Below are 22,533 nucleotides of genomic sequence, written 5' to 3' on the forward strand. Positions count from 1 at the left end.
GAAGGCCTGAATCCCATGCTGATCCTGTTCAACAAGCCCTACGGCATACTGCCGCAGTTCACCGACGACGGCGGTCGACCGACCTTGGCCGAGTTCATCCCGGTACCCGACGTCTACGCTGCCGGCCGTCTCGACCGCGACAGCGAAGGCCTGCTGCTGCTGACCGACGACGGCGCACTGCAACACCGCATCACCGATCCCGCGAACGAAATGAGCAAGGCCTACTGGGTGCAGGTCGAAGGTGAGCCGGACGATATGGCCCTGGAAGCCCTGCGCAACGGCGTCGAACTGCGCGACGGGCCCACGCGTCCCGCCAAGGTCAGTCGGATCGAGGAACCACCTACGCTGTGGCCCAGACAGCCACCGATTCGTACGCGCCGGGCCATTCCCACCCGCTGGCTGCTGCTCAGCCTCAGCGAAGGGCGTAACCGCCAAGTGCGTCGCATGACCGCCGCGGTTGGTCACCCGACCCTACGTCTGATCCGCTACCGCATCGGTTCGTGGACCCTCGACGGTCTCGCTTCCGGCGAGTGGCGCGAACAAACCTGATCGACGATGGTACGCAATATCTGCGTACCATCGGGCAAGTCTAGTGGGGTGGCGTAGGATCCAGCAGCTCGATCCAATGATGGACCGGCGTCGTGCTGGCCTGCTGCAGATGCAACTGGCAACCAATGTTGGCGCTGACGATCACCTCCGGCTCGCCTGCCGACAACGCCTTAAGTTTGTTGGCGCGCAACTCCTGCGAAAGTGCCGGCTGCAGCAACGAATAGGTGCCAGCAGAACCACAGCACAAGTGTCCATCAGCGACCGGGCACAACTCGTAACCAAGTTCGCCCAGTAAGCCCTCGACCGAGCCGCGCTGACGTTGCCCATGCTGCAGTGTGCACGGTGCGTGAAAGGCCACACGCCGGCCGGCCCCGCGCGGCAGGGCAGACAGGTCCTCGGCTGCCAGCACCTCGGCCAGATCGCGCGTCAATGCGCTCACGCGGGCAGCCTTTTCGGCGTAGACCGGGTCTTCACGCAACAACTCGCCATATTCCTTGACCACCAGCCCGCAGCCGCTGGCGGTCATCACCAGCGCCTCTGCGCCACGTTCGATCCACGGCCACCAGGCATCGATGTTACGGCGCGCCTGATTGAGACCTTCTTCGTGAGCATTGAGGTGGTAGCTGACCGCGCCGCAGCAACCCTGGCCTTGCGGGCGTTCCAAGCGAATACCCAGCTGATCGAGTACCCGCGCGGCGGCCGCATTGGTTGCCGGCGCCGCCGCCGGCTGCACACAGCCGTCGAGCACCAGCATGATGCGCGTATGTGTACTCATCGGCCATATCCCCGCCGGACGTCGCGGCGGCAGAGCCGCGCGCGCGCGGCGCGGCAGCACCGGTGCGAACAATCGCCCCACGCGCAGCAGCGCGGCAAAGCGTGGCGTATACGGCAATACCTGACGCAGCCCCCAACGGAACAACTGCGCACGCCAGTTTCGCGGTTGCTGGCGCTCGATAACGGCGCGGCCGATCTCGGCCAAGCGCGCATAACGCACGCCCGAGGGACAGGTCGTCTCGCAGGAACGGCATTGCAGGCAACGGTCCAGGTGTAGCTGTGTCGTCGCGCTGGCCTGCTCCCCTTCCAGTACTTGCTTAATCTGGTAGATGCGGCCGCGCGGACCGTCGAGTTCATCGCCCAGCAATTGGTAGGTCGGACAGGTCGCGTTGCAAAAGCCGCAATGGACGCAGGTACGCAGAATCGATTCGGCCTCGCGACCTTCGGCGGTTTCCAGCAGCGCTTGGCTCAAATGGGTTTGCATGGCTTTCCGTTCGCTTAGAGTGTGCCGTCGTTCAGGCTTGCGGATACAGCGGGTGACCCGCGTTGAGAATGCCGGCCGGATCCAGTGCCGCCTTGAGGCGACGGTGCAGCGCCAATACCATCGGCGCCAGCGGTTGATAGCGCGGCGCGTCGGCCTCGCCGCGCCACAGCGTCGCATGCCCGCCGGCACGCACCGCCGCTTGACGTACCATTGCGGCATCCGCGTCGCCGGCATACCAGCGCTGCGCACCCGCCCAGTCGACCAACCAGTTCCCAGGCAGCTCGATGGGCGCCGCGCTCGATGCCACGCTCAACCGCCAGAGACGTCCGGGGTGACGGAAAAAGGCATGCTCATGCTCGCGCAGACGATGCCAAAAGTCCGCGCCATCTTCCACCGGCTCTCCGCCGATGCGCCGCTGGGCGGCGCGCAGCGCAGTCTCCGAACCCGATAAACGCAGATAGACGCATGCCCCGTCGTAGGCCCCGGCGGATAACGGCAACGGCTGCCCCGCCCAGGTATTGAGCTGACGAATGGCCTCCTCTGGCGACAGCTCTTGACGCAAGGTCAATTCGGCCGGCGGGCGCGGCAATATCTTCATGCTCGCATCAAGTAACACGCCGAGGGTGCCATGGCTGCCAGCCATGAGGCGCGAGAGATCGTAACCGGCCACGTTCTTCATCACCTCGCCACCGAAGCGCAGCATTTCGCCGCGACCGTTGATGATGCGCGTGCCCAACAAAAAATCCCGTGCCGCGCCGGCGAACGGCCGACGTGGGCCGGACAGATTCATCGCCAGGGTTCCGCCGAGGGTTGCCGTCGGGCCGAAGCGCGGCGGCTCAAAGGGCAGCATTTGCCCGTGTGCGGCCAACACAGCTTCGATCTCGGCGATGGGCGTGCCGGCGCGCGCCGTGATGACCAGCTCCACGGGCTCGTAATGCACGATACCGCGATGCCCCCCGATGTCCAGCACGTCGGTCGCTTCGGCCTGCCCCAGAAAGGCCTTGCTGCCACCGCCCACAATGCGCAGGCCACGGCCCGTGTCGACGGCCTCGCTCACCTGTTCCGTGAGCACCGCGGCAATATCCCGCTCTTCCATCTAGAAGCGCTCCAGTTCAGGAAAGGCGAGAGCACCGCCGTGCACGTGCATCGCACCGAACTCGGCGCAACGCTGCAGTGTAGGGACCGCCTTGCCGGGATTGAGCAGACCGGCCTCGTCGAAGGCCGCCTTCACTGCGTGAAACTGCGTCAACTCGGCACTGCCGAACTGTACGCACATTTGATTGATCTTCTCCACGCCAACGCCGTGCTCGCCTGTCACCGTGCCACCAACCGCAACGCACAGCTCCAGAATACGCCCGCCGAATTCCTCGGTGCGATCCAATTCGCCCGGCACATTGGCGTCGTAGAGAATCAGTGGGTGCAGATTGCCATCGCCGGCATGGAATACATTGGCCACACGCAAACCATATTCCCGACTGAGCGCGGCAATACCGTCGAGCACTTCGGGCAGGCGACTGCGCGGAATGGTGCCGTCCATGCAGTAGTAGTCCGGCGATAGACGGCCCACCGCAGGAAACGCCGCCTTGCGGCCGTGCCACATCCGCTGACGCTCGGCCTCGTCCTGCGCCGTGCGTAGGCTGGTCGCCCCGGCCTTGCCCAGCAGATCGTGAATCTGCAGCAATTGATCGGAGACCTCTTCATTGGTCCCGTCCAGCTCGCATAACAGAATCGCAGCCGCGTCGCGTGGATAACCCGCATGCACGAAATCCTCCGCCGCCGAGATGGCGAAGCTGTCCATCATCTCAAGCCCTGCAGGCACGATACCCGCCGCAATGATCGCGCCGACCGCGGCGCCCGCAATAGCCACGTCGTCGAACCCAGCCATGACCACCTGCGCACGCTCAGGCACCGGCAATAACCGAACGGTGATCTCCACGATCACACCGAGCATGCCTTCCGATCCGTGCATCAGCGCCAGCAGGTCGTAACCCGGTGCATCGAGCGCATCCCCACCCAGTGTGATGCGCTCGCCCTCGACGGTGACCACTTCGAGACGCAGCACGTTGTGTACGGTCAAGCCGTACTTGAGGCAGTGCACACCACCTGCATTCTCGGCAACGTTACCGCCGATGCTGCAAGCGATCTGCGAGGAAGGGTCCGGGGCGTAATAGAGGCCATGGGGCCGCGCCGCCTCGCTGATTGCCAGATTGCGCACACCGGGCTGCACCTGCGCCGTGCGCGCTAGGGTATCGATCTTCAGGATACGATTGAATTTCGCGAGCGACAGAAGGACGCCCTCGGCATGCGGCAACGCGCCGCCGGAGAGCCCGGTGCCCGCACCGCGAGCCACCACCGGCACGCGGTGCGCGTGACAGACTCGCATCACCGCCTGCACCTGTTCGACGGTCTCCGGCAAGGCAACCAGCATCGGCAAGCGCCGATAAGCCGTCAGGCCGTCACATTCGTAGGGTCGCCGTTCCTCTTCGCGGACGAGCAGCGCGCGCGCAGGTATCACCGCGTGTAGCGCTTCGATCAGACGCCTGCGATCCTCGCTATTCCCTGACACATCCTGGATTTGTGCCTCCAAGGATCTCCTCCTGTCACCCCATCGATAGACGGCGACTGGTGCCGCCGATTTGCGCCGACGAGGGTATCGCCAAGCGCATATGCACCCGAATCGTATCGGGCGACTCGGGTGGAGGGGCGAGTTTACACGTTGGAGGTATCGATTTTGAATGCACGGTGTCGTTGCCGCGACTCATACCGTGCGGCGGATACCCTCGGGCTTCCAGGCGGGCGCGATTACGTCATGCAAGGGGACGCGGCCAAGTAGCGACGCGGTTGACATCGCCTGGGTGCCGAAGCGTCGATTGATGCGATCGACGGCACGATTGATCGCTTGGCGCCTCGGTGCCGCCTGATCTGCGAATAGGTCGAGCTGAATGTCGGCCTGCACCGGGTCGAGCGCGGTGACTTGAACTTGATGCACGCCCTCCCCCTGCCAAACCTTCTGCAGCACCTGTCGGCACAAGGCGGCAATGGGCTGCCCGTCATCGGTCGGCCTCGGCGTCAGATAACGCCCACCGAGCCAGCCGGCATCGGTACGCAAACCGATGAAGAGTTGCTGCGCCTCCAGGCCGTTCCCGCGCAACCGCGCAGCGACCTTCTGCGCCATGTGTTCGAGGTAGTGTTGCAGCAGTTGGACGTCACGCGTCGCCGGAGGGAGTACCTTGCCGTGGCCCACGCTCTTCGGCGGCGCCATACCGCAACTGACCGGATCTGGGTCTCGCCCCTGGGCCATCAGCCAGATACGGCGACCGATATTGCCCCAGCGCTGCGCCAGCACACTCACGGGCAGCCGGCTCATATCGCCACAGGTACGCACACCACGACTGGCGAGAAAACCGCCAATGCCGCGGCCCACGCCGCACAGCTCGGTGACCGGGACATCATGCAGACGCGCGGCGGTTTCCCAGGGGGAAACCACGGTCAACCCTTCGGGTTTGTGCTGTTTGGCAGCCCATTTGGCGGTGGTCTTGTCGCCTGCGACACCGACCGAACACGGCAGCCCGGAAACCTCGCGAACCAACCGCTGTACCTGCCGCGCGATCACCGGTGGCGCACCATGCAAGCGCTGCACGTGGGTCACGTCGAGAAAGGCCTCATCCACCGAGAACACCTCGATGTCCGGGGTGATCGCCTGCAAGGCGCTCATGATGCGCGCGGACATCTCGGCGTAGCGAGACGAGCGCGCGGTAATCCGGATCAGCGCCGGGCAGCGCTGCCGCGCCTCCGGCAGGCGCATGCCAGTGTGGATGCCGAAGGCACGCGCTTCGTAGGAGCAGGTGATGATGCAGGTGCCCTGATCGCCGTTGGTGATTGCCACCGGTTTTCCCCTGAGCGCGGGATCATCGAGCTGTTCGACGGAAGCGAAGAAGGCATTCATATCGATCAGGATGATGGCGCGCGCCCAGCGGCGATCGATGCTTTCGGGCAGTACGGTGGGCATTTTCATGGCGGGTCTACCGGTAGCGGCGGAATTGGGCGACCAGCACGCCTTGGATGCGCACCCGTTCGGGGGTGAAATGCATCGGCGCCATGTCGACGTTTTCGGGAATCAGCAGCACCTCACCGCCACTGGTGCGACGCAGGCGTTTGAGGGTGGCCTCGTCGTCGTCGATCAGCGCCGCGACAATGTCGCCGTCGTCGGCACTGTCGCGGCGCTCCATCACCACGTAGTCACCATCGAAGATGCCGGCATCAATCATCGAGTCGCCCTTGACGATCAGTGCGTAACGATCCGGCCCCAACAGCAGCGCGCCGAAATCGATGCTGTCCTGCCCCGGAATCGCCTCGATGGGTCGCCCGGCGGCGATGCGCCCGGCCAGCGGCATCGCGTAGGGTCCTGCCGGGTCCTGCGGGATGCGCAGGCCGCGCCAGCCGGATTCCCGTTCCAACAGCCCCGCCGCCAGCATCGATTGGACATGGTAATGCACCGTGTTACGGCCGACACCGAGGGTGCTACCGATCTCGGCTAACGTGGGCGAACGCCCATGTCGCGCACTGTGATCACGGATGCACTGGAGGATTTCGTGTTGGCGCGGATGCATGAGAATGTCCCATAAATGTTCAATGTCACGAGCAAATTAGAACATTCATGGAACATTTGCAAGCATCGCCCGGCAGCTTTAGCGCAAGATCGATTTCAGACCCGTCTGGTGAATGATGTGTGCCGCGATCTCCTCGACCGAGACGTGCGTGGTATCCAGCGAAGGTGCGCCAAGGCGGCGGTAGATGCCTTGGGCGAGCCGCAGTTCGCGTTCGCACTGCTCGCGGGAGGCATAGTGGCTGTTGGGCAGGCGTTCGCTGCGAATCTGCGCCAATCTCACGGGATCGATGGTCAACCCGAACAACTTGCTGCGGTAATCGAGCAGTGACGCAGGCAGGCGCTCGGCCTCCAGCACTTCCTCGGTCAGAGGCATGTTGGCGGCGCGCAGCCCGTGCTGCAGGGCAAGATAGAGACAGGTCGGCGTCTTGCCGCAACGCGAGGGGGCCAGCAGGATCACATCGGCCTCTGCGTAGTGATCGGTACGCGCGCCGTCGTCATGCGCGAGGGCGAAATTCACCGCCTCGATACGCCGATGATAGGTGCCAGGGTTGACGCCGTGGGCCAGTCCGACGGAGTGCGAGGCGCGCACATCCAGGGTGTCTTCCAGACGCGCGATGAAGGACTCGAAGAAGTCCATGAACACGCCGTCGGCGGTCGCCAGGATGCCGCGGACCTCGTCGTCGACGGCGGTACTGAAGATCAGCGGCGGCTCGCCATGACGCTCGCGATAGGCATCGATACGCTCCACCACGCCGCGCGCCTTTGCCGCCGAGTTGATAAAAGGTATCGTGACACGTTCAAATTGCACCCCCGCGAACTGGGTGAGCAACATGTTCCCCAATGTTTCGGAGGTAATGCCGGTTCGGTCGGACAAAAAGAATGCGCCGCGTACCTTGGTCATCTTGTTGTTCGCCTCCATATTGACCGGATTAACCCACCCGATAGTGCCAAAGATCAGATAGGAGATGGTAATGGGAACTGAATACGTCCTCTGGTTCAACCAGGTGGGCATGCACAACATCGGCGAGGTCGGCGGCAAGAACGCCTCGTTGGGCGAGATGATCAGCCACCTGAGCGAGCTCGGCGTGCAAGTCCCCAACGGCTTCGCCACCACCGCCGATGCCTACCGCGAATTCCTGACCCACGAGTCCCTCGACGACCGCATCCGTACGCGGCTCGAAGCCCTCGACGTCGACGATGTTAACGCCCTGGTGGCGGCTGGCGCGGAAATCCGTGGCTGGCTCATGGCCCAACCCTTCCCGCCGGCACTAGACGCCGCGATCCGCGAAGCCTATGCCCGCCTGGAAACGGAAAGCGGTCCCGGTCCCTCATTCGCCGTGCGCTCCTCGGCCACCGCCGAAGACCTGCCCGACGCCTCCTTCGCCGGCCAGCAGGAGACCCTGCTCAACGTCAGTGGCATCGAGCAGATTCTCGACGCCGTGAGAACGGTATTCGCCAGCCTGTTCAACGACCGTGCGATCTCCTATCGCGTGCACAAGGGCTTCGAGCACAGCGGCGTCGCCCTCAGCGCGGGCATCCAACGTATGGTGCGCTCGGACATCGGTGCCAGCGGCGTCATGTTCAGCATCGACACCGAATCCGGCTTCCGCGATGTGGTCTTCGTCACCGCATCCTACGGCCTTGGCGAGGCGGTGGTGCAGGGCTCGGTCAACCCCGATGAGTTTTACGTGCACAAGCCCACGCTGAACGCCGGGCGGCCAGCGATCCTGCGCCGCACGCTCGGCAGCAAGGCCTCCAAAATCATCTACGCGCCCGACGATCACCACGAGACCGTGGTCACCGTCGACACCGATGCCAAGGAACGCCGCCACTTCTGCATCGACGATGCCGACGTGGAATCTCTGGCCCGCCAGGCGCTGCTGATCGAGCAGCATTACGGCCGGCCAATGGACATCGAATGGGGTAAAGACGGGCACGACGGCCAAGTCTACGTGCTACAGGCGCGCCCGGAGACCGTGCACAGCCACAGCGCGCAGTCGATGATGCGCTACCAGCTCAACGACAAGAAACCGCGCAAAATCCTCATTGAGGGACGCTCCGTGGGCGACCGCATCGGTGCCGGCACCGTCCGCGTAATCCACGACCTCAGCGAGATGGACAAGGTGCGCGACGGCGACGTACTGGTCACCGGCATGACCGATCCCGACTGGGAGCCGGTGATGAAGCGCGTGGCGGCGGTGGTCACCGACCGCGGCGGCCGCACCTGCCACGCCGCCATCATCGCCCGCGAGCTGGGCATTCCCGCGGTAGTCGGCAGCGGCCACGCCACCGAGCTGCTCCACAACGGCACCGAGGTCACCGTCTCCTGTGCCGAAGGCGACACCGGCTACGTCTACGAAGGGCGCCTGGATTTCTCGGTGGACGAGATCAGCACCGGCGCCATGCCCGATATCCCGGTCAAGATCATGATGAACGTGGGCAACCCCGACCGCGCCTTCGCCTTCGCCGGCTTGCCGCACCGTGGCGTCGGTCTCGCCCGGCTGGAGTTCATCATCAACCGCATGATCGGCATCCACCCCAAGGCATTGCTTGAATTCGACCGACTGCCAACAGAGCTGCAGAGCGAGATTCGTGCGCGCATCGAGGCCTACGGCGACCCCATCGAGTTCTACGTCAAGCGCCTCGCAGAGGGTATCGCCACCATCGGCGCGGCCTTCGCGCCGGAGCCGGTGATCGTCCGCCTGTCCGATTTCAAGTCCAACGAATATGCCAATCTCCTCGGCGGGCAGCGCTACGAACCGGAGGAGGAAAACCCCATGCTCGGCTTCCGCGGCGCCTCACGCTACATCTCCAAGGACTTCCGCCCCTGCTTCGAGCTGGAATGCCGCGCAGTGCGCTATGTACGCGAGGAAATGGGGCTGGCTAACGTGCAGATCATGATCCCCTTCGTGCGCACCGTGGAGGAGGCGCGTCAGGTTACCGAGCTGCTCGCCGCCAACGGCCTTGCACGCGGCCAAGCCGGACTGAAAATCATGATGATGTGCGAGCTGCCCTCCAACGCCCTGTTGGCCGAAGACTTCCTCGAATATTTCGACGGCTTCTCCATCGGCTCCAACGATATGACTCAGCTCACGTTGGGTCTGGACCGTGATTCCGGCGTCATCGCGCACCTCTTCGACGAGCGCAATCCCGCCGTGCGTCGCCTACTCGGCATGGCCATCGAGGCCTGCCTCAAGGCCGAGAAATACGTCGGCATCTGCGGCCAGGGACCGTCCGACCACCCGGACCTCGCCGTATGGTTGATGGCACAGGGCATCGAAAGCATCTCCCTCAACCCAGACACCGTCATCCCCACCTGGCTACGCCTAGCGGAAGCCGCCGACAAGACCTGAGGCCCGCGCGGCGGTCCGACATACACCGGACCGCCGCCTACGAAGGCCATCAAACGAGCTATGCTCGAAGCGGCTTCATTTCGTTATTATCATCCGCTTCGTCGTCACCATCCTGTAAACCGAAGGCCTTGCGGCTCTCGCGTTCCAGCAGATCCAGGCACTGACCCTTGAAACGGCCGAAGCGCGGGTCGGTCAACGCCCGTACGTTGCGGGGACGCTCCATGTCTACCTTGATTTCGGAAATCACACGGCCGGGTGAGACGCCCATGATCAGAATCCGGTCAGCCAGCAGCACGGCTTCATCGATATCGTGCGTCACGAACAGCACCGTCGGCTTGAGCTGCTCCCACAATTCGAGCAACCCATCCTGCATCACCAGCCGCGTCTGCGCGTCGAGTGCCCCGAAGGGTTCGTCCATGAGCAGCACGCCAGGATAATTAGCCAACGCTCGGGCGATCTCGACTCGGTGCTGCATGCCACCTGAAAGCTGGGAGGGATAATGATCGGCGAATTTACTCAAGCCGACCATCTCCAGGAACGTTCGTGCAATGCCTTCAGTCGTTGCCTTACTTTGACCACTCATTTTTGGACCGAACTCAATATTTTCCTGGACGGTTTTCCAAGGAAATAGCGTGTGCTGCTGAAACACCATCCCCCGCTGCGGATCGGGGCCGGTTATCGGTTTACTATTTACCAGTACACTGCCAGTACTTGGCTTCAAATAGCCCGCGACCAGGTTCAACACCGTCGATTTACCGCAGCCGCTGGGCCCCAGCAGAGCCACGAATTCACCCGGTTCGACATGCATGGTCAGGGAAGAGAGAATCGTTTTCCTCCGCTTCTCTGAACCAAAGGCTACCGACGCTTCATCTAGCGTGATTGAAGCTTGAAAAAAACTGCCGCTTCGCTTGGCCGATTCGCCATGTTTGCCGTTCAAGGCCACCACCTGTGGTGAGCTAATCATCGTCGTGCCTCTCATTTCGGTTCGTAAACGAGGTTTAACGCAGCGGGCCATGATCACCTCTGTTCTGGTGGCACCCAACGCAGCAACAGCCGGGCCGTCAGTTTCACCAAACTGGTCGAGAGCGTACCCAATACACCGATCGTGAGCATGCCGACCACCACATCTGGATATCGGATCAGCTCGTACGACTCCCAAGTGAAGTATCCGATGCCATACTGGCCACTGATAATTTCACCTGCCAACAGGGAAAACCAGGACACGCCCATTCCCACGGCAAGGCCCGTTGAAATGCTCGGTAATGCGGACGGCAGTATTACGTGTCGCAAAATGGAGATACGCTTAGCGCCGAGTGTAGCCGCTGCGCGAATTAGCAACTCAGGCGTCTGTCTTACTCCCTCCATGGTATTGATCGCAATGGGGAACACGGCTCCCAGAAACGTAATGTAAATGATACTGGCCTCATTCGTCGGCCACATAATTATAGATAACGGAATCCATGCGACGGCAGGAATAGGGCGCAATATTTCGATATACGGGAGAATGATATCTCGGGCCAACTGCGAACGGCCCATCGCGATACCCGCTATCATTCCGATCACTACCGCTAAAAAAAATGAGATGCCGATTCTGCGCAAGCTGGTGCCGATATCGATATAAAACGTCTTCGTGCCGAGTAAATGATAAAACTGCTGACCGACTTGGACTGGTGTCGGCAGATTATTGAAATTCAAGATAAACTGCACACCTTTTACGGTCAATATCTGCCAGATCACCACACCGACGACCAACGAGAGAATCTGTACAGCGTGGCGCTTCAGCCTCGCCCACAATAATTCCTTGTCCAAGTCTAAAAATTTACGAACGACCACATTGTAATCCGTCTGCACATTGCTGCTCATTACGTCACCCACCATCGCTGCGTGAGGCGCGACGACTGCGGTGTTAGCCGCAGTCGTTTTTGCCTGTTTGGATCGGCAATCCTGTTGCTGCAGACCTAGTTCTGTTTAAGCCATCGCCTTGGCAATTTCCGCGAACGTCAGCACCTTACCTGCATGTACGCTGGCATATTGATCGGCTTCATTCTTGAGCATGAAGGTACTGACCGACTGACCACTCATCACGTAAAAGGCGTCCTTGCCAAAAAGCTTTAGACCGGTTTTCTGATCGTACACATAAGTCGCGTCGACTTTTTTACCCAATTTCTCATAATGCTCGTAGCCCTTAAGCATTTCAGTCGTGTTCGAATAGTGGTGCATCGGTTCGCCATTGATCCAAATTTCGTCTGGCAGATGAATATTTTCCTTCGGGTGGTAGAAAGTCTTGAGCTGCGTCTCGTAATTCAGCCCGAGCTTCTTGTAGGCCGTCTCTAAATACTGTGGCGCAGCCCATGTCTTGAAGTTGAGTGGCGGCATGTTGGCGTACTTCATCAAAACTTTGTGGTCGTAGGCTAATGTTTTGATGAATTTAGGTTTGAAGGTCGGATCGGGGGTCAGATAACCGCCCTTGCTGAAGTAGAGATACAGTACTTCCTTGGGAATCATCGTCCACTTGGAGATCATTTTCGCGGCGTGTTGCGGATCATCCTGCACCCACTGACCGGCCTTGATCAGCGCCTCGAGATAAGCGACGACGACTTCAGGATATTTTTCGGCGAAGGATTTACGCACCACCACACCGTGCAGATAGGGGATGCCGGCCTCGGCGCCGTTGTAGATCATGCGACCGGTGCCCTTGTATTCCATCAGCTCGGACATTGGACAGAAGTCTGCATGGGCGGCGATCTTGTTATTCGCAATCGCCGCGATACCAACCATCGGGCCCTGATTGATCATGTGGAAATAATCCTTGGGCAGATGCTTCTCCTTCATCATGTTGAAGAGCATGCCCCAGGCTGCGCTGCCCACCGGCACCGACACGGTCTTGCCCTTGAGCTGATCGACGCTGTAGATGTCGGATTTGGTCGGCACCACGATGCCGTTGCCGGCGCCGTCGAGGTTGTAGGCGGTGAACGAGATCATCAGCGAACGCTCGCCGCGCGTCTGCTGAAATTTCGCGCCGTTGACCACCAGCGGGTAATCACCCATCACGCCAAAAGCGAGCTTGCCGGCGATCATCATGTTGGTGATCGGGCCACCGGACATGTAATTACGCCAAACGATCTTGTATTTGACGTCCTTGTATTTACCGTCGTGCGGCAGATACTTGGGCAGAAGTTTCAGCCCGCGGATGATGGTACCGCCCTGATACGTGTCGGTGCACATATTCTGGATGCCGATACCGATCGTGATCGTCTTGCTGTACGCAGGCGCTGCGGCGACACCTGCTGCGGCGCAAAGCGCCATCAGCGACGCGCGCACCTCATTTTTCCCCAGCATTCGCATGACACACACCCTCCCAAATTGATCGAATAAATGATGCATTGATGGTGATGCAAGGCCACCACCCTTAAATTCCAAACAAACACGTCATAACAGGACAGGTCATCAAAAGCCAGCATGGATTGTGCCAATAAATTCAAGTTCGATTGATCGAATGCAACTGGTTGTTTTTTAATTGGATTGACAGTTTTTATTCGCGTTGTCCAGAATGCATGAACGCGCTCCACTTTGGTGATCTCAGCGTAAACCTGCACAGTTTCCGTGCCCGAATCGCATCACTGAACCACGCTGGCGCACGACGGTGTCGCGACGCCTAGCGTCAGCTCAGGGAATGGGCGAAAAAACCCGTCGGCTCGCGCGCAGTGACCGGCGGAAAGAAGGGGGAAACGACGAGGAAAAAATTGCTTAGCGGGATTCGGCCAGCGCATCGGGCGCGGACGATTGCACATGGCTCAGCCACAGCGAGGCGATGCGTTCCTGCAGTGCGTTCTGCCGCTGGCGCAGACGCAGATTGTCGAAATCGACGTCGAACAAAGGCTGGTGCTGGTTGAAGCAGGAGAACACCGTCTTCGGCGCGTCGTCGGGACCGTCGCCGCGCCGGTGCTGGCACAGGCACTGCGCGCACACTTCCTTGAGCATGCACTGCATCGGGCTGTTGACCACGGCGGTACCGTGCACGCTGGGCTTCAGCCGGGGAGCCAGCTCGCCCTTGAAAGTCGTTACCAGCATGTCCATGACCTCTGGCCGGTCGGAGATGACGAATTGGTCGGTGATTTCGACCCAGTTGCTGGTATCGCGGTCGCCTGCCGCAACGGCTCGTAGATAGGCTGTCATGTCGCCCACGAAGCAGCGGTCCTGGACACGCAAATTATCCAGCACCTCATCGCCATCGAGCACCCAAACGATCTCGTCCGCAGCCTCTTGCACGAGTGTCTGCAGCGCCTCGGCTCGTCGCCGGTCGGCCAGGTGCGCGATCATCAGCACGCGGTTGCCCGCCGCCTTCCAGGCGTGGCTGCCGTCGATCATGCTCGTCACCGCTGAATGACCGCCAATCACCGTGATCGTCTTGTCCATCGGCATCGGCAACGAGGTTCCGGTCGGCCCCATCAGAATCACTGAATCGCCCGGAGCGAGCGTGGCGGCCAGTCGGCTCGAGGTACCCACCTCGTTGATCAGCAGATTGATGCGCCCCTGCGCCTTGTCCACCTGCACGCCGTCGACCGCCATACCCTCCATCTGCAGGGCCGTGCCGAGGTCGCGCGCAACCAGCGTCTCGAAATTCTGCAGCCGATAGACCTGCCCCGGCTGCCAGTTGCGGCTGGCCTGCGGTGCATGCACGGCGATGCTCACCAGATGCTCGGCCAGGCGCGTCACCGCCACGATACGCGGACGCAGATTTTCGTCCAGCCGCGCACACAGCGTATCCCACTTCGCCGCGTGTCCGCTGTCGCCAATGCGTTCCGCGAACAGGCGCACGAGCGCCCGCGCCCCCGCCCGGCCCGAGGCCATCGCGCGCACCACGCTGCCGCTGTAGACGGGGTGGTTGTCGCCCAGGAAGGAGATGCGTCGGCCGTCCTTGCGGTATGAGGTGAACACCGCCTCGCGGTCGCCGGCCGCGGCACGCTCGCCGTCGAGCCCGTAGGCGGCGTAGAAACGTCCTTCCATCTCGAAGGTCTCCCTGTGCTCGCGCTCGTAGCTGGTATTAGGCACGCTGCCAGCCGCCATGAACACGGCGCGTGCGGGCAATTCCACTCGCTCGCCGGCCGGACCATCGAAGGCCATCGCCCGCACATGGCCATGGCGATCCACCAGCGCCTCACGCGGATTCAGCCCTTCCGCGTAACGGATGCCCTCCTCCAACGCCTTTTCAATTTCCTCGTGGTTACGCAGATAGGCGGGCGATTCGCCCATGCGACGCCGATAGGCCACGGTGACGCCACCCCAGCGATCGATCAGCTCGGCGAAATCAGGCGCGACACCCAGCCGCTGCGCCTGCGCGCGTACGCGCCTGACCTCGCGGCCATGGGCAAGGAATTCCTGCAGGATCGCGGCCTCCTCGACGTCCAGCATCCGCTCGACCGCGGACTCGCCCAACGCCTCGCAGCGCTCCAGCATTTTCTCCACCTGGCGGATGTAGTACGCCTGGACCTCGGTCGCTGTGTCGATCGCGGTCAGTCCGCCGCCAATTACCACGGCTGGCAGACGGACCTGCAAATTCGCCAGGCTCGTGCGCTTGGCAGCGCCGGTTAACTGCAGACCCATCAGAAAATCGCTCGCCTGGCGGATACCGCGTGCGAGGTGGTTTTTTACCGGCACTATCGTCGGCCGGCCTGCACCGATCGCCAGCGCGATATGCTCGAAGCCGTAGTCCCAAGCGTCGTCGATGGTCAGCGTGCCGCCGAAGCGGATGCCGCCGTACAGGCGGTAATGCCGGTTACGCGCCAGCGTCAGGTGGATGATCTTCAGGAAGTTCTTGTCCCAACGCACGGTGATACCGTATTCAGCTACTCCGCCGAAGCCCGCCATCACCCGGTCGTCCAGCGACTCGCGCAGCTCCGCCACCTCGCGCACGGGCTGGGGCGTCCGCCCGTCGGCGCCGATCAGCTCCGCCGGCAGCGGCTCGATCTTGAGTCCGTCCGCGCCGACCACGCCGAAACCCGCCTGTAACAGGTGGTGCGACAGGTTGAAACCTGCAGGTCCCGCACCGACACACAACACATCAGTGCCGTGGTAGGGCAGTGCGTAGGGGCGCTCGCGGTTCAACGGATTCCATCGGGTGAGCAGGAAATAGATCTCGTAGCCCCAGGGCAGATTCAGCACGTCGTCGAGGATGCGCGTTTCGATCTGCGGCATGTCGACCGGATCCTGCTTCTGGTAGATGCAGCTCTTCATGCAGTCGTTGCAGATGCGGTGACCGGTCGCCGGCACCAGTGGGTTATCGATCATGATCGTAGCGAGCGCGCCGAGGGTGTGGCCGTCGCGCATCAGCGCATTGGCCTCGGAGATCTTCTCCTCCAGCGGACAGCCTTCAAGCGGCACGCCCAGGGGGTTGCTGCGAGTCTTTTCCTGGCCCTTGCCGGGAAAACCCTTGGAACAGTAATCGCCCTGGTGCGAATGGCAGAACTTGCAGTAATGCACCTGATCCAACGCCTCGCCACGGCCGTAGCGCATGTCGGTCAGCGCGAAGCCGTCGCGCTGCCTGCGCGCGGTGGGCTTCACCGCCACGCCGCAGCCACGGGCCGCGGGTTGCAGCTCGGTGCGTACCAGACCGGCGAAATCACGTTTCGCCGGGAAGCGGAAACTGCCCCAACCCGCAGTCGCTGCGCGACCGGCCGCGCTGGCCACCGCAGCGCGTACCCAGGCAGCCAGGGTGACGAGGCGCTGCTCGTCGCCCGCGTCCGCCGCATGGCGCCACAGCTGCGCCACCGCGTACTCGCAGTCCGCGCCGTCGATCTCGCCCAGCCACGCATGCACACAGGCATCGACCGCCGCGAAATCGTGCTCCTGTGCGTCGCCTGCGGTCTGCAGGCTGCGCTTCACGAAGTCGTTTTTGAACGCCCACACCAGCGCGCTCCGGCCGGCGTGACCGCCCAGGGCGTCGCACTCACGCCTCACGCCGAAGACCTCGGCGATGAAATCCTCCAGCACCCCGGCAACGGCGATCAGCAGCTCCGACTCCGCAGCAGCATCGAACGCCGCCTGCGCGCGGTAGCGCGCGAAGGTCGCCGCCAGGTCGGCGTCGCGCGTCTCCATATGTGCTGCGAACGCGCGGTCGAGTTCTGGCAGGCGTTCCGCACGGTACAGATCCTCGTACCCGAATCCGGGCAAATTCAGCGTCAACACCTGTTCCATGGAGTGTCCCTCGTAAACGCCGACGTTCACGGCATTACATGTCATGACATGTTAGGCATCAACGAAACTTCCGGCATCCAGAAATTGTCGCTTACCTTCCAACTCAGCCCAGCGCTCCGCCTCCGGCAACGGCTCGTGGCTGGTCGCGATGATCGGCCAACGCTTGGCGAGGTCCGCATTGATCGCGTGGAAGTCGGCGAATTCCGTCGGCAAGTCGCCTTCGGCATAGATCGCCTCCACCGGGCATTCGGGCACACACAGGGAGCAGTCGATGCACTCCTCCGGATCGATCACCAGGAAATTCGGTCCCTCGTGGAAGCAATCCACCGGGCACACGTCCACGCAGTCGGTATATTTGCAGCGGATGCAGTTCTCGGTCACCACGTATGTCATGTTTTTCCGTCCTTTGCGGTTACGCCACGCTACGTGGCGGTTCGTCCTCGCCGGGTGGTGGCTGTGCGGTTCAGCCAATCTTGCTCAACGCCCAGGCCGCCAACTTGCGCACGTCTGGGTCCTCGTCGTTGAGCGCAACTTCCAGGTACGGCCTCGCGGAAACATCCGCGATTTCGCCCATCGCGCCGACGATTTCCTTACGCAGGTTACTGATTGGGTGCGCGAAGGCCGCGCCGAGGGCATCCACCGCCGCCGGATTACCCAGCTGCCCCAGGCTGCAGGCCGCCTTCTGCCGCACCTGCCAGTAATCGTCGTCAAGTGCGTCGATCAACGCGTCCATAGCCGCCACGATATGCAGTCGACCGATCACCTGCGCGGCCTCCTCGCGCACCAACCAGTCAGCGTCGGCAACTGCGTGCACCAACGTCTCGTGCACGTGACCGCCGTCCGCAAACACCAACGCACCGACGGCGGCGCGGCGGACTTGCGCGTCCGGATCATTGCGCACCACACCGAGCAGCGCCGGCAGCACGGTCTCGGACTTCAAATAAGCCAGTACGCCCACGGCCTCTCTTCGCACCTGCACGTTGTCGCTGCCGAGCGCGTTCATCGCCGGCTCCAGCGCCTCGCGCACGCGCAACGGCTTGATCGCGCGCAGCAACGCGGCCTTGGCGAAGGGATCGTGAGTGGCCAGACCGCTCAATAGGAACGGCGCCGCATCGACCGACTTGATCTCGGACAAGGTCTCAGCGGCAGAGATCCTCACCGCCTCGTTCGCGTCAGACAGCGAGGCGATCAGCGCCTCCACGCCGTCCACCGTGTCGAATTCGTCAAGCACGCGCGCCGCCTCGGCGCGCACGTCTGCGTTCGCGTCGCCCAGCGCCTGTACCAACAGACCGACCGCGTCCGGATCCGCCGTTTCGCCGATGCGAAGCACCGCCATACGGCGCACCGCAGCGTCGTCACTCTCCAGTCGCGTACGAATATCCTCGAGATCCGGGGAAATATCGAAAAGCATGGCCATAGAGACCTCTCAGCGCAGCAAATAAGGGATGTTCACCGTCACCGCGCCGGTCGGGCAGTCGACCTCGCACGGCGTGCAGTACCAGCACTCGTCGTACTTCATATAGGCCTTCTGGGTGATGCTATCGACCACCAGCACATCCAGTGGGCAGACATCCACGCATACGGTGCAGCCTTTGTCGGCGATGCATTTTTCGTTGTCCACGATGACCGGGACGCTGGTGTTGGTTTGGGCAAGCGGCATGTCGGTGCTCCCTGGTTACTGTGCAGTGGCGGCGATGCGCAGGTTGTCGTAAGCCTGGGTCTCATCCTCATCCAGCTCGACCACGTAGGGGTCGATCGGACGCTTAAAGCAGGTCATTTCTCCATTCTCGTTTTGTTTGACCTGGACGTGGCAGAACCAGTCGTCCTGGTTACGCTCGGGGTAATCGACGCGATAGTGGTACAGACCCCAGCGGCTTTCGGTGCGGTACAACGAGGCTCGCGCCGCCATTTCCGCGCAGTCGAGAATGGCGTGCACCTCCATCGCGCGCATCAGTTCGTGCGGGTCTGACGCCGCCAGCATGGCCATGTCGTCGCGGATCTCCATAAACCGGTCGAGGCCGATTTCCATCTTCGTGGTGACCTTCGGCGGCTGCAGGTAGTCGTTCACCATGCGACGCAGCTTGTATTCCATCTGGTACGGCGTGATGCCGTCGGCGACCGTCAGCGGCGCCTGGATGCGCGCGGTCTCTGCGGCGATCTCGGCCTCGTCCAGTGTCGGCATATCCACCCCGGCGCAGTAATCCGCCGCATCGTGGCCAGCGATCTCGCCGTAGACGAAGGCACCGAGCATGTAGTTGTGCGGTACGCAGGCTAGGTCACCGGCGGCATACAGCCCCGGCACCGTGGTGCGCGCGTGTTCATCGACCCAAACCCCGGATGCGCTATGCCCGCTGCACAGACCGATTTCCGAGATGTGCATCTCAACCATGCGTTCGCGGTAATTCGTCCCGCGCCGTTCGTGGAAGCGTCCTCGGCTCGGGCGCTCGTTGCTATGCAGGATGGTCTCGATCTCCTGGATCGTCTCCTCGGCGAGATGGTCGAGCTTGAGGAACACCGGGCCCTTACCGCCCTCCAACTCGCGGTAGAACTCCAGCATCATCTGCCCGCTCCAGTAATCGCATTCGATGAAACGGTCGCCCTTGGAGTTGGCCGTGTAGCCGCCCAGCGGGCCGGTCACGTACGCACAAGCCGGGCCGTTGTAGTCCTTGATCAGCGGGTTGATCTGGTAGCACTCGATACCCGACAGCTCCGCGCCCACACGGTAGGCCATGCTGTAACCATCGCCGGCGTTGGTCGGGTTCTCATAGGTGCCGAACAGATAACCGGAGGCGGGCAGGCCGAGGCGCCCCGCCGCGCCCGTCGCCAGAATCACCGCCTTGGCGCGGATCACCGCGACCTCCGCGGTGCGACTGTTGACCATCATCGCACCGGCGATACGCCCACTGGCATCCTTGAGTAATCGGGTGACCACGTAGCGGTTGACCACGTCGACACGTTTGCGGCGCAGTTGGCGGTACAGGATTTTCTTCATGTGATGACCCTCCGGCATGGGCAGCACATAGGTACCCATGTGGTGGACCTTCTTCACGCTGTAATCGCCGGTCTCATCCTTCTCGAACTTCACGCCCCAGCTGTCGAGTTTGTTAATCATGTCGAAGCTGCGCGTCGCGTAGGCCATCACCGTTTTCTGGTTGATGATGCCGTCGTTGGCCACCGTGATTTCCTTCACATACTGCTCAGGCGTCGCGTGGCCGGGGATGATGGCGTTGTTCAGCCCGTCCATCCCCATGCTGATCGCGCCGCTGCGCTTGACGTTGGCCTTCTCCAGGAGCGTCACGCGCAACTCGGGATTACGCTCCTTGCTGGCCACAGCCGCCATCGGCCCAGCCGTGCCACCACCGATGACCAAGACATCCGTATCGAAGATCTCTGCTGGCGCTGATGCGACATTCATTAACGTTACCTCGCTTGGATTAACGACGTTCGATACGCAGACGGTATTGATAGGCTTCGCCGATGTAGTACAGGTGCTCGTAATCGATCGGGGTGCCGTCCCGAGTGGACGTGAGGCGTTCCATTCGCAAAATCGGCGCGCCGGATTCGATGGCCAACAACTCGGCCTCTCTCTCGTCCGCCACCGTTGCGTTGATCACGATATCGGCCGCGCCCAGCGGCAAGGCGTAATCGTTTTCCAGGATGACGAAGATGTCACGTGTTTCCAGATCCTCATCCATGAGCCGCCGGCCGATATCCAGCGAGAAGTAGCTGATGTCCAGCGAGATCGGCGAACGGTTCAGGTAGCGAACCCGCTCGATCTCAACCACCGACGTGTCGCGGCTCAACTGCAGCGCACGCGCAACCTCACTGCTCGCGGGCATTTCGCGGACACCGATCAGTCGCGAATAGGTCTCGTAGCCCTTGCTGTTCATCGCCTCGCCGAAACCCTCCAGACGGGTCAAGTCCTGCACCGCCTTCGGCTTGGTGACGAAGCTGCCCTTGCCCTGGATCGTGAACACCAGACCTTCCTTCTGCAGATCACGGATCGCCTGACGCGCCGTAATCCGGCTCACGTCGAACAGCGCCATGAGTTCGCTTTCCGACGGCAACTTGCTATGTGGCGGATAACTGCCATCCAGAATTTTCTTGCGCAGCATGTCCTTGATCTGGCCGTACAGCGGAATCGGCGACACCAGCTTCAGGCCACCTGCGCCCAACTTCGTGTCTTCGTGCTTCGTCATCGTTGTCTCGTCCGAGCATGTCTTGTATGTACTTGTTATGATATGTTGGCTTTGTCACCTCGTCAATACATAAAAGCGCTTCGCCCACGAATCTCTAGCCAGGCAGAATTCAAGCACAATGCCAAGATCCGCCAGCGCATCCGACAGGTAACGCGTTCAGCAACAACAGGACGGCCGCAAACAGAAGCACAGAGCCATAAAGGTATAGGGATCCAGTTCCACCAACGCCGGCTCGCCGACCACGAAGGCGGACTCCCAGATCACGCTGAACAGAACGATCAGCGGATACAACGTTACAGCGGCGGGCATCATAAGCCTCCGGCGGGCGTGGTGGGCGGCCAAGTCCGGTCAGACGTCTATACTCAGCGAATCGAATTATCACGCACAACAAATCATTCGAATTAATTATCAATAAGGATGCCGAGATGGACGAGTCCGGCAATCGTGCAATCTCGCGCACGGGGGGAGACCGTCGGCTGACGTTCGAGCAGCTGCGGGTCTTCGTGACCGTGGCGAGTGACGGTGGATTCGGCAAGGCCGGCGAGCTGCTGCATCGCTCACAGTCGGCGATTTCTCAGAACCTCCAGCGGCTCGAAGAAATCCTCGGTTACCGCCTCGTGGTGCGCAGCCAGGGGCACATCGACGGACTGACGCTCGAGGGTCAACGCTTTCTCGGCTACGCACGCGACATACTTGCTCGTATGGATGACGCCGTGCAGGCCATCTGCCGACCCAGATTACGCGGGCGAATACGCCTCGGCGTGCCCGAGGATTTCGCCGTGGCAGAGCTGCACGCCGTGGTTTCTCGCTGCCTCACTCGCAACCCGGACCTTCAAATCGAGATTACCGCCACGCTTTCGTGCTATCTGGTCGAACAGTTCGATGCCCAGCTGCTCGACATCATCATCTTCAAGCGCACCGCTCACAGCTATAGTCCAGACCATGCCTGCCGCATCCTGCGCAGAGATCCATTGCACTGGCTGCATCACCGCCACATCCACATCGACCGTTTCGACGAAATCCCGCTGATCGGCTTCCCCGAAGGCTGCGCCTACCGGGAAGCGGCCCTACATGCCCTCGATAGCGTCGGACGGCCGTGGTTCTTCGCCTATACCAGCGCCTCCTACGACAATATCCGCAGCGCAATCTCATCCGGCCTAGGAGTGGGTTTCCTGCCCCAATCCACCCATAAGCACAACCACCTCGCACTGACCGCCGATGAAGGCTTCCCCGCACTACCCGACGTGCAATTGGTCATGAGCCTGCGCGCAGAAGACGATGTGATCGCCCAGGTCGCCGACTACATCGTGCAGGGTTATCGCACACCGGCCTGATTCCGGTCCTCGCGGCACGCACTACTGGTCCCTCGCA

General features: G+C 61.8%; 19 protein-coding genes. 3 read left to right on the top strand and 16 right to left on the bottom strand.

Annotation, left to right across the window (positions count from 1 at the left end; translation table 11 throughout):
* Positions 1-15: 15 nt before the first annotated feature.
* Complete coding sequence (locus BI364_RS16735; protein ID WP_070079706.1) at positions 16-549, top strand: rRNA large subunit pseudouridine synthase E; 534 nt, start codon at positions 16-18, stop codon at positions 547-549.
* Between the two features lie 40 nt (positions 550-589).
* On the opposite strand, the gene glcF is transcribed toward BI364_RS16735, so the two are convergent.
* From glcF to ppsR, 6 genes are all read right to left on the bottom strand, one after another.
* Positions 590-1,807 (bottom strand): glycolate oxidase subunit GlcF, encoded by a 1,218-nt coding sequence (gene glcF / locus BI364_RS16740; protein ID WP_070079707.1) that lies wholly within the window; start codon positions 1,805-1,807, stop codon positions 590-592.
* 31 nt (positions 1,808-1,838) lie between these two features.
* Entirely contained in the window at positions 1,839-2,903 is a 1,065-nt protein-coding gene (gene glcE / locus BI364_RS16745) for a glycolate oxidase subunit GlcE (protein ID WP_070079708.1), read from the bottom strand.
* Entirely contained in the window at positions 2,904-4,343 is a 1,440-nt protein-coding gene (locus BI364_RS16750; RefSeq protein ID WP_407639364.1) for an FAD-linked oxidase C-terminal domain-containing protein, read from the bottom strand. It lies immediately after the preceding gene.
* 222 nt (positions 4,344-4,565) lie between these two features.
* Positions 4,566-5,822, bottom strand: a complete 1,257-nt coding sequence (locus BI364_RS16755; protein ID WP_233279544.1) for a DNA polymerase Y family protein — start codon at positions 5,820-5,822, stop codon at positions 4,566-4,568.
* 7 nt (positions 5,823-5,829) lie between these two features.
* Positions 5,830-6,417 (bottom strand): transcriptional repressor LexA, encoded by a 588-nt coding sequence (gene lexA, locus BI364_RS16760; protein WP_070079710.1) that lies wholly within the window; start codon positions 6,415-6,417, stop codon positions 5,830-5,832.
* 78 nt (positions 6,418-6,495) lie between these two features.
* Entirely contained in the window at positions 6,496-7,317 is an 822-nt protein-coding gene (gene ppsR / locus BI364_RS16765; protein WP_070080177.1) for a posphoenolpyruvate synthetase regulatory kinase/phosphorylase PpsR, read from the bottom strand.
* Positions 7,318-7,387: 70 nt separating this feature from the next.
* Between ppsR and ppsA the strand changes: the two genes are divergently transcribed.
* Complete coding sequence (ppsA, locus tag BI364_RS16770) at positions 7,388-9,769, top strand: phosphoenolpyruvate synthase (protein ID WP_070080178.1); 2,382 nt, start codon at positions 7,388-7,390, stop codon at positions 9,767-9,769.
* Positions 9,770-9,827: 58 nt separating this feature from the next.
* Here the strand turns inward: ppsA and BI364_RS16775 are convergent, their stop codons facing one another.
* The 10 genes from BI364_RS16775 to BI364_RS16820 form a co-directional block, all read right to left on the bottom strand.
* Complete coding sequence (locus tag BI364_RS16775; protein ID WP_233279545.1) at positions 9,828-10,784, bottom strand: ABC transporter ATP-binding protein; 957 nt, start codon at positions 10,782-10,784, stop codon at positions 9,828-9,830.
* A 2-nt stretch (positions 10,785-10,786) separates the two neighbouring features.
* Positions 10,787-11,632 (bottom strand): ABC transporter permease, encoded by an 846-nt coding sequence (locus tag BI364_RS16780; protein WP_083251574.1) that lies wholly within the window; start codon positions 11,630-11,632, stop codon positions 10,787-10,789.
* 105 nt (positions 11,633-11,737) lie between these two features.
* A complete protein-coding gene (locus tag BI364_RS16785) occupies positions 11,738-13,114 on the bottom strand; it encodes an ABC transporter substrate-binding protein (protein WP_197495767.1) in 1,377 nt (458 codons plus the stop codon).
* A gap of 402 nt (positions 13,115-13,516) precedes the next feature.
* The gene (locus tag BI364_RS16790) at positions 13,517-16,963 is read right to left on the bottom strand and encodes an FAD-dependent oxidoreductase (protein ID WP_070079712.1); all 3,447 of its coding nucleotides are present in this window, start codon (positions 16,961-16,963) and stop codon (positions 13,517-13,519) included.
* A gap of 51 nt (positions 16,964-17,014) precedes the next feature.
* A complete protein-coding gene (gene fdxA / locus BI364_RS16795; protein ID WP_070079713.1) occupies positions 17,015-17,356 on the bottom strand; it encodes a ferredoxin FdxA in 342 nt (113 codons plus the stop codon).
* A 70-nt stretch (positions 17,357-17,426) separates the two neighbouring features.
* Positions 17,427-18,380 carry a HEAT repeat domain-containing protein gene (locus tag BI364_RS16800; RefSeq protein WP_197495768.1) on the bottom strand — a complete coding sequence of 318 codons (954 nt, stop codon included), beginning with the start codon at positions 18,378-18,380 and terminating at the stop codon, positions 17,427-17,429.
* 9 nt (positions 18,381-18,389) lie between these two features.
* On the bottom strand, positions 18,390-18,623 hold the full coding sequence (locus BI364_RS16805; RefSeq protein ID WP_070079714.1) for a 4Fe-4S dicluster domain-containing protein: 234 nt from the start codon (positions 18,621-18,623) through the stop codon (positions 18,390-18,392).
* A gap of 15 nt (positions 18,624-18,638) precedes the next feature.
* Positions 18,639-20,378: a fumarate reductase/succinate dehydrogenase flavoprotein subunit gene (locus BI364_RS16810; RefSeq protein ID WP_070079715.1), complete on the bottom strand. Its 1,740-nt coding sequence runs from the start codon at positions 20,376-20,378 to the stop codon at positions 18,639-18,641.
* Between the two features lie 19 nt (positions 20,379-20,397).
* Positions 20,398-21,162, bottom strand: a complete 765-nt coding sequence (locus BI364_RS16815; RefSeq protein ID WP_070079716.1) for a GntR family transcriptional regulator — start codon at positions 21,160-21,162, stop codon at positions 20,398-20,400.
* A 156-nt stretch (positions 21,163-21,318) separates the two neighbouring features.
* Entirely contained in the window at positions 21,319-21,471 is a 153-nt protein-coding gene (locus BI364_RS16820; RefSeq protein ID WP_156782821.1) for a hypothetical protein, read from the bottom strand.
* Between the two features lie 116 nt (positions 21,472-21,587).
* Here BI364_RS16820 and BI364_RS16825 point away from each other — a divergent pair, with 116 nt between their 5' ends.
* A complete protein-coding gene (locus tag BI364_RS16825) occupies positions 21,588-22,496 on the top strand; it encodes a LysR substrate-binding domain-containing protein (protein ID WP_070079718.1) in 909 nt (302 codons plus the stop codon).
* The last annotated feature ends 37 nt before the right edge of the window (positions 22,497-22,533 follow it).

The organism is Acidihalobacter yilgarnensis (assembly GCF_001753245.1).
GTDB lineage: Bacteria > Pseudomonadota > Gammaproteobacteria > DSM-5130 > Acidihalobacteraceae > Acidihalobacter > Acidihalobacter yilgarnensis.

Excerpts from the sequence above, each read along its gene's own strand:
- BI364_RS16735 (WP_070079706.1), top strand. The coding sequence starts at position 16 with ATGCTGATCCTGTTCAACAAGCCCTACGGCATACTGCCGCAGTTCACC.
- glcF (WP_070079707.1), bottom strand. The coding sequence starts at position 1,807 with ATGCAAACCCATTTGAGCCAAGCGCTGCTGGAAACCGCCGAAGGTCGC.
- glcE (WP_070079708.1), bottom strand. The coding sequence starts at position 2,903 with ATGGAAGAGCGGGATATTGCCGCGGTGCTCACGGAACAGGTGAGCGAG.
- BI364_RS16755 (WP_233279544.1), bottom strand. The coding sequence starts at position 5,822 with ATGAAAATGCCCACCGTACTGCCCGAAAGCATCGATCGCCGCTGGGCG.
- lexA (WP_070079710.1), bottom strand. The coding sequence starts at position 6,417 with ATGCATCCGCGCCAACACGAAATCCTCCAGTGCATCCGTGATCACAGT.
- ppsR (WP_070080177.1), bottom strand. The coding sequence starts at position 7,317 with ATGACCAAGGTACGCGGCGCATTCTTTTTGTCCGACCGAACCGGCATT.
- ppsA (WP_070080178.1), top strand. The coding sequence starts at position 7,388 with ATGGGAACTGAATACGTCCTCTGGTTCAACCAGGTGGGCATGCACAAC.
- BI364_RS16775 (WP_233279545.1), bottom strand. The coding sequence starts at position 10,784 with ATGGCCCGCTGCGTTAAACCTCGTTTACGAACCGAAATGAGAGGCACG.
- BI364_RS16780 (WP_083251574.1), bottom strand. The coding sequence starts at position 11,632 with ATGAGCAGCAATGTGCAGACGGATTACAATGTGGTCGTTCGTAAATTT.
- BI364_RS16785 (WP_197495767.1), bottom strand. The coding sequence starts at position 13,114 with ATGCGAATGCTGGGGAAAAATGAGGTGCGCGCGTCGCTGATGGCGCTT.
- BI364_RS16790 (WP_070079712.1), bottom strand. The coding sequence starts at position 16,963 with ATGGAACAGGTGTTGACGCTGAATTTGCCCGGATTCGGGTACGAGGAT.
- fdxA (WP_070079713.1), bottom strand. The coding sequence starts at position 17,356 with ATGACATACGTGGTGACCGAGAACTGCATCCGCTGCAAATATACCGAC.
- BI364_RS16800 (WP_197495768.1), bottom strand. The coding sequence starts at position 18,380 with ATGGCCATGCTTTTCGATATTTCCCCGGATCTCGAGGATATTCGTACG.
- BI364_RS16805 (WP_070079714.1), bottom strand. The coding sequence starts at position 18,623 with ATGCCGCTTGCCCAAACCAACACCAGCGTCCCGGTCATCGTGGACAAC.
- BI364_RS16810 (WP_070079715.1), bottom strand. The coding sequence starts at position 20,378 with ATGAATGTCGCATCAGCGCCAGCAGAGATCTTCGATACGGATGTCTTG.
- BI364_RS16815 (WP_070079716.1), bottom strand. The coding sequence starts at position 21,162 with ATGACGAAGCACGAAGACACGAAGTTGGGCGCAGGTGGCCTGAAGCTG.
- BI364_RS16820 (WP_156782821.1), bottom strand. The coding sequence starts at position 21,471 with ATGCCCGCCGCTGTAACGTTGTATCCGCTGATCGTTCTGTTCAGCGTG.
- BI364_RS16825 (WP_070079718.1), top strand. The coding sequence starts at position 21,588 with ATGGACGAGTCCGGCAATCGTGCAATCTCGCGCACGGGGGGAGACCGT.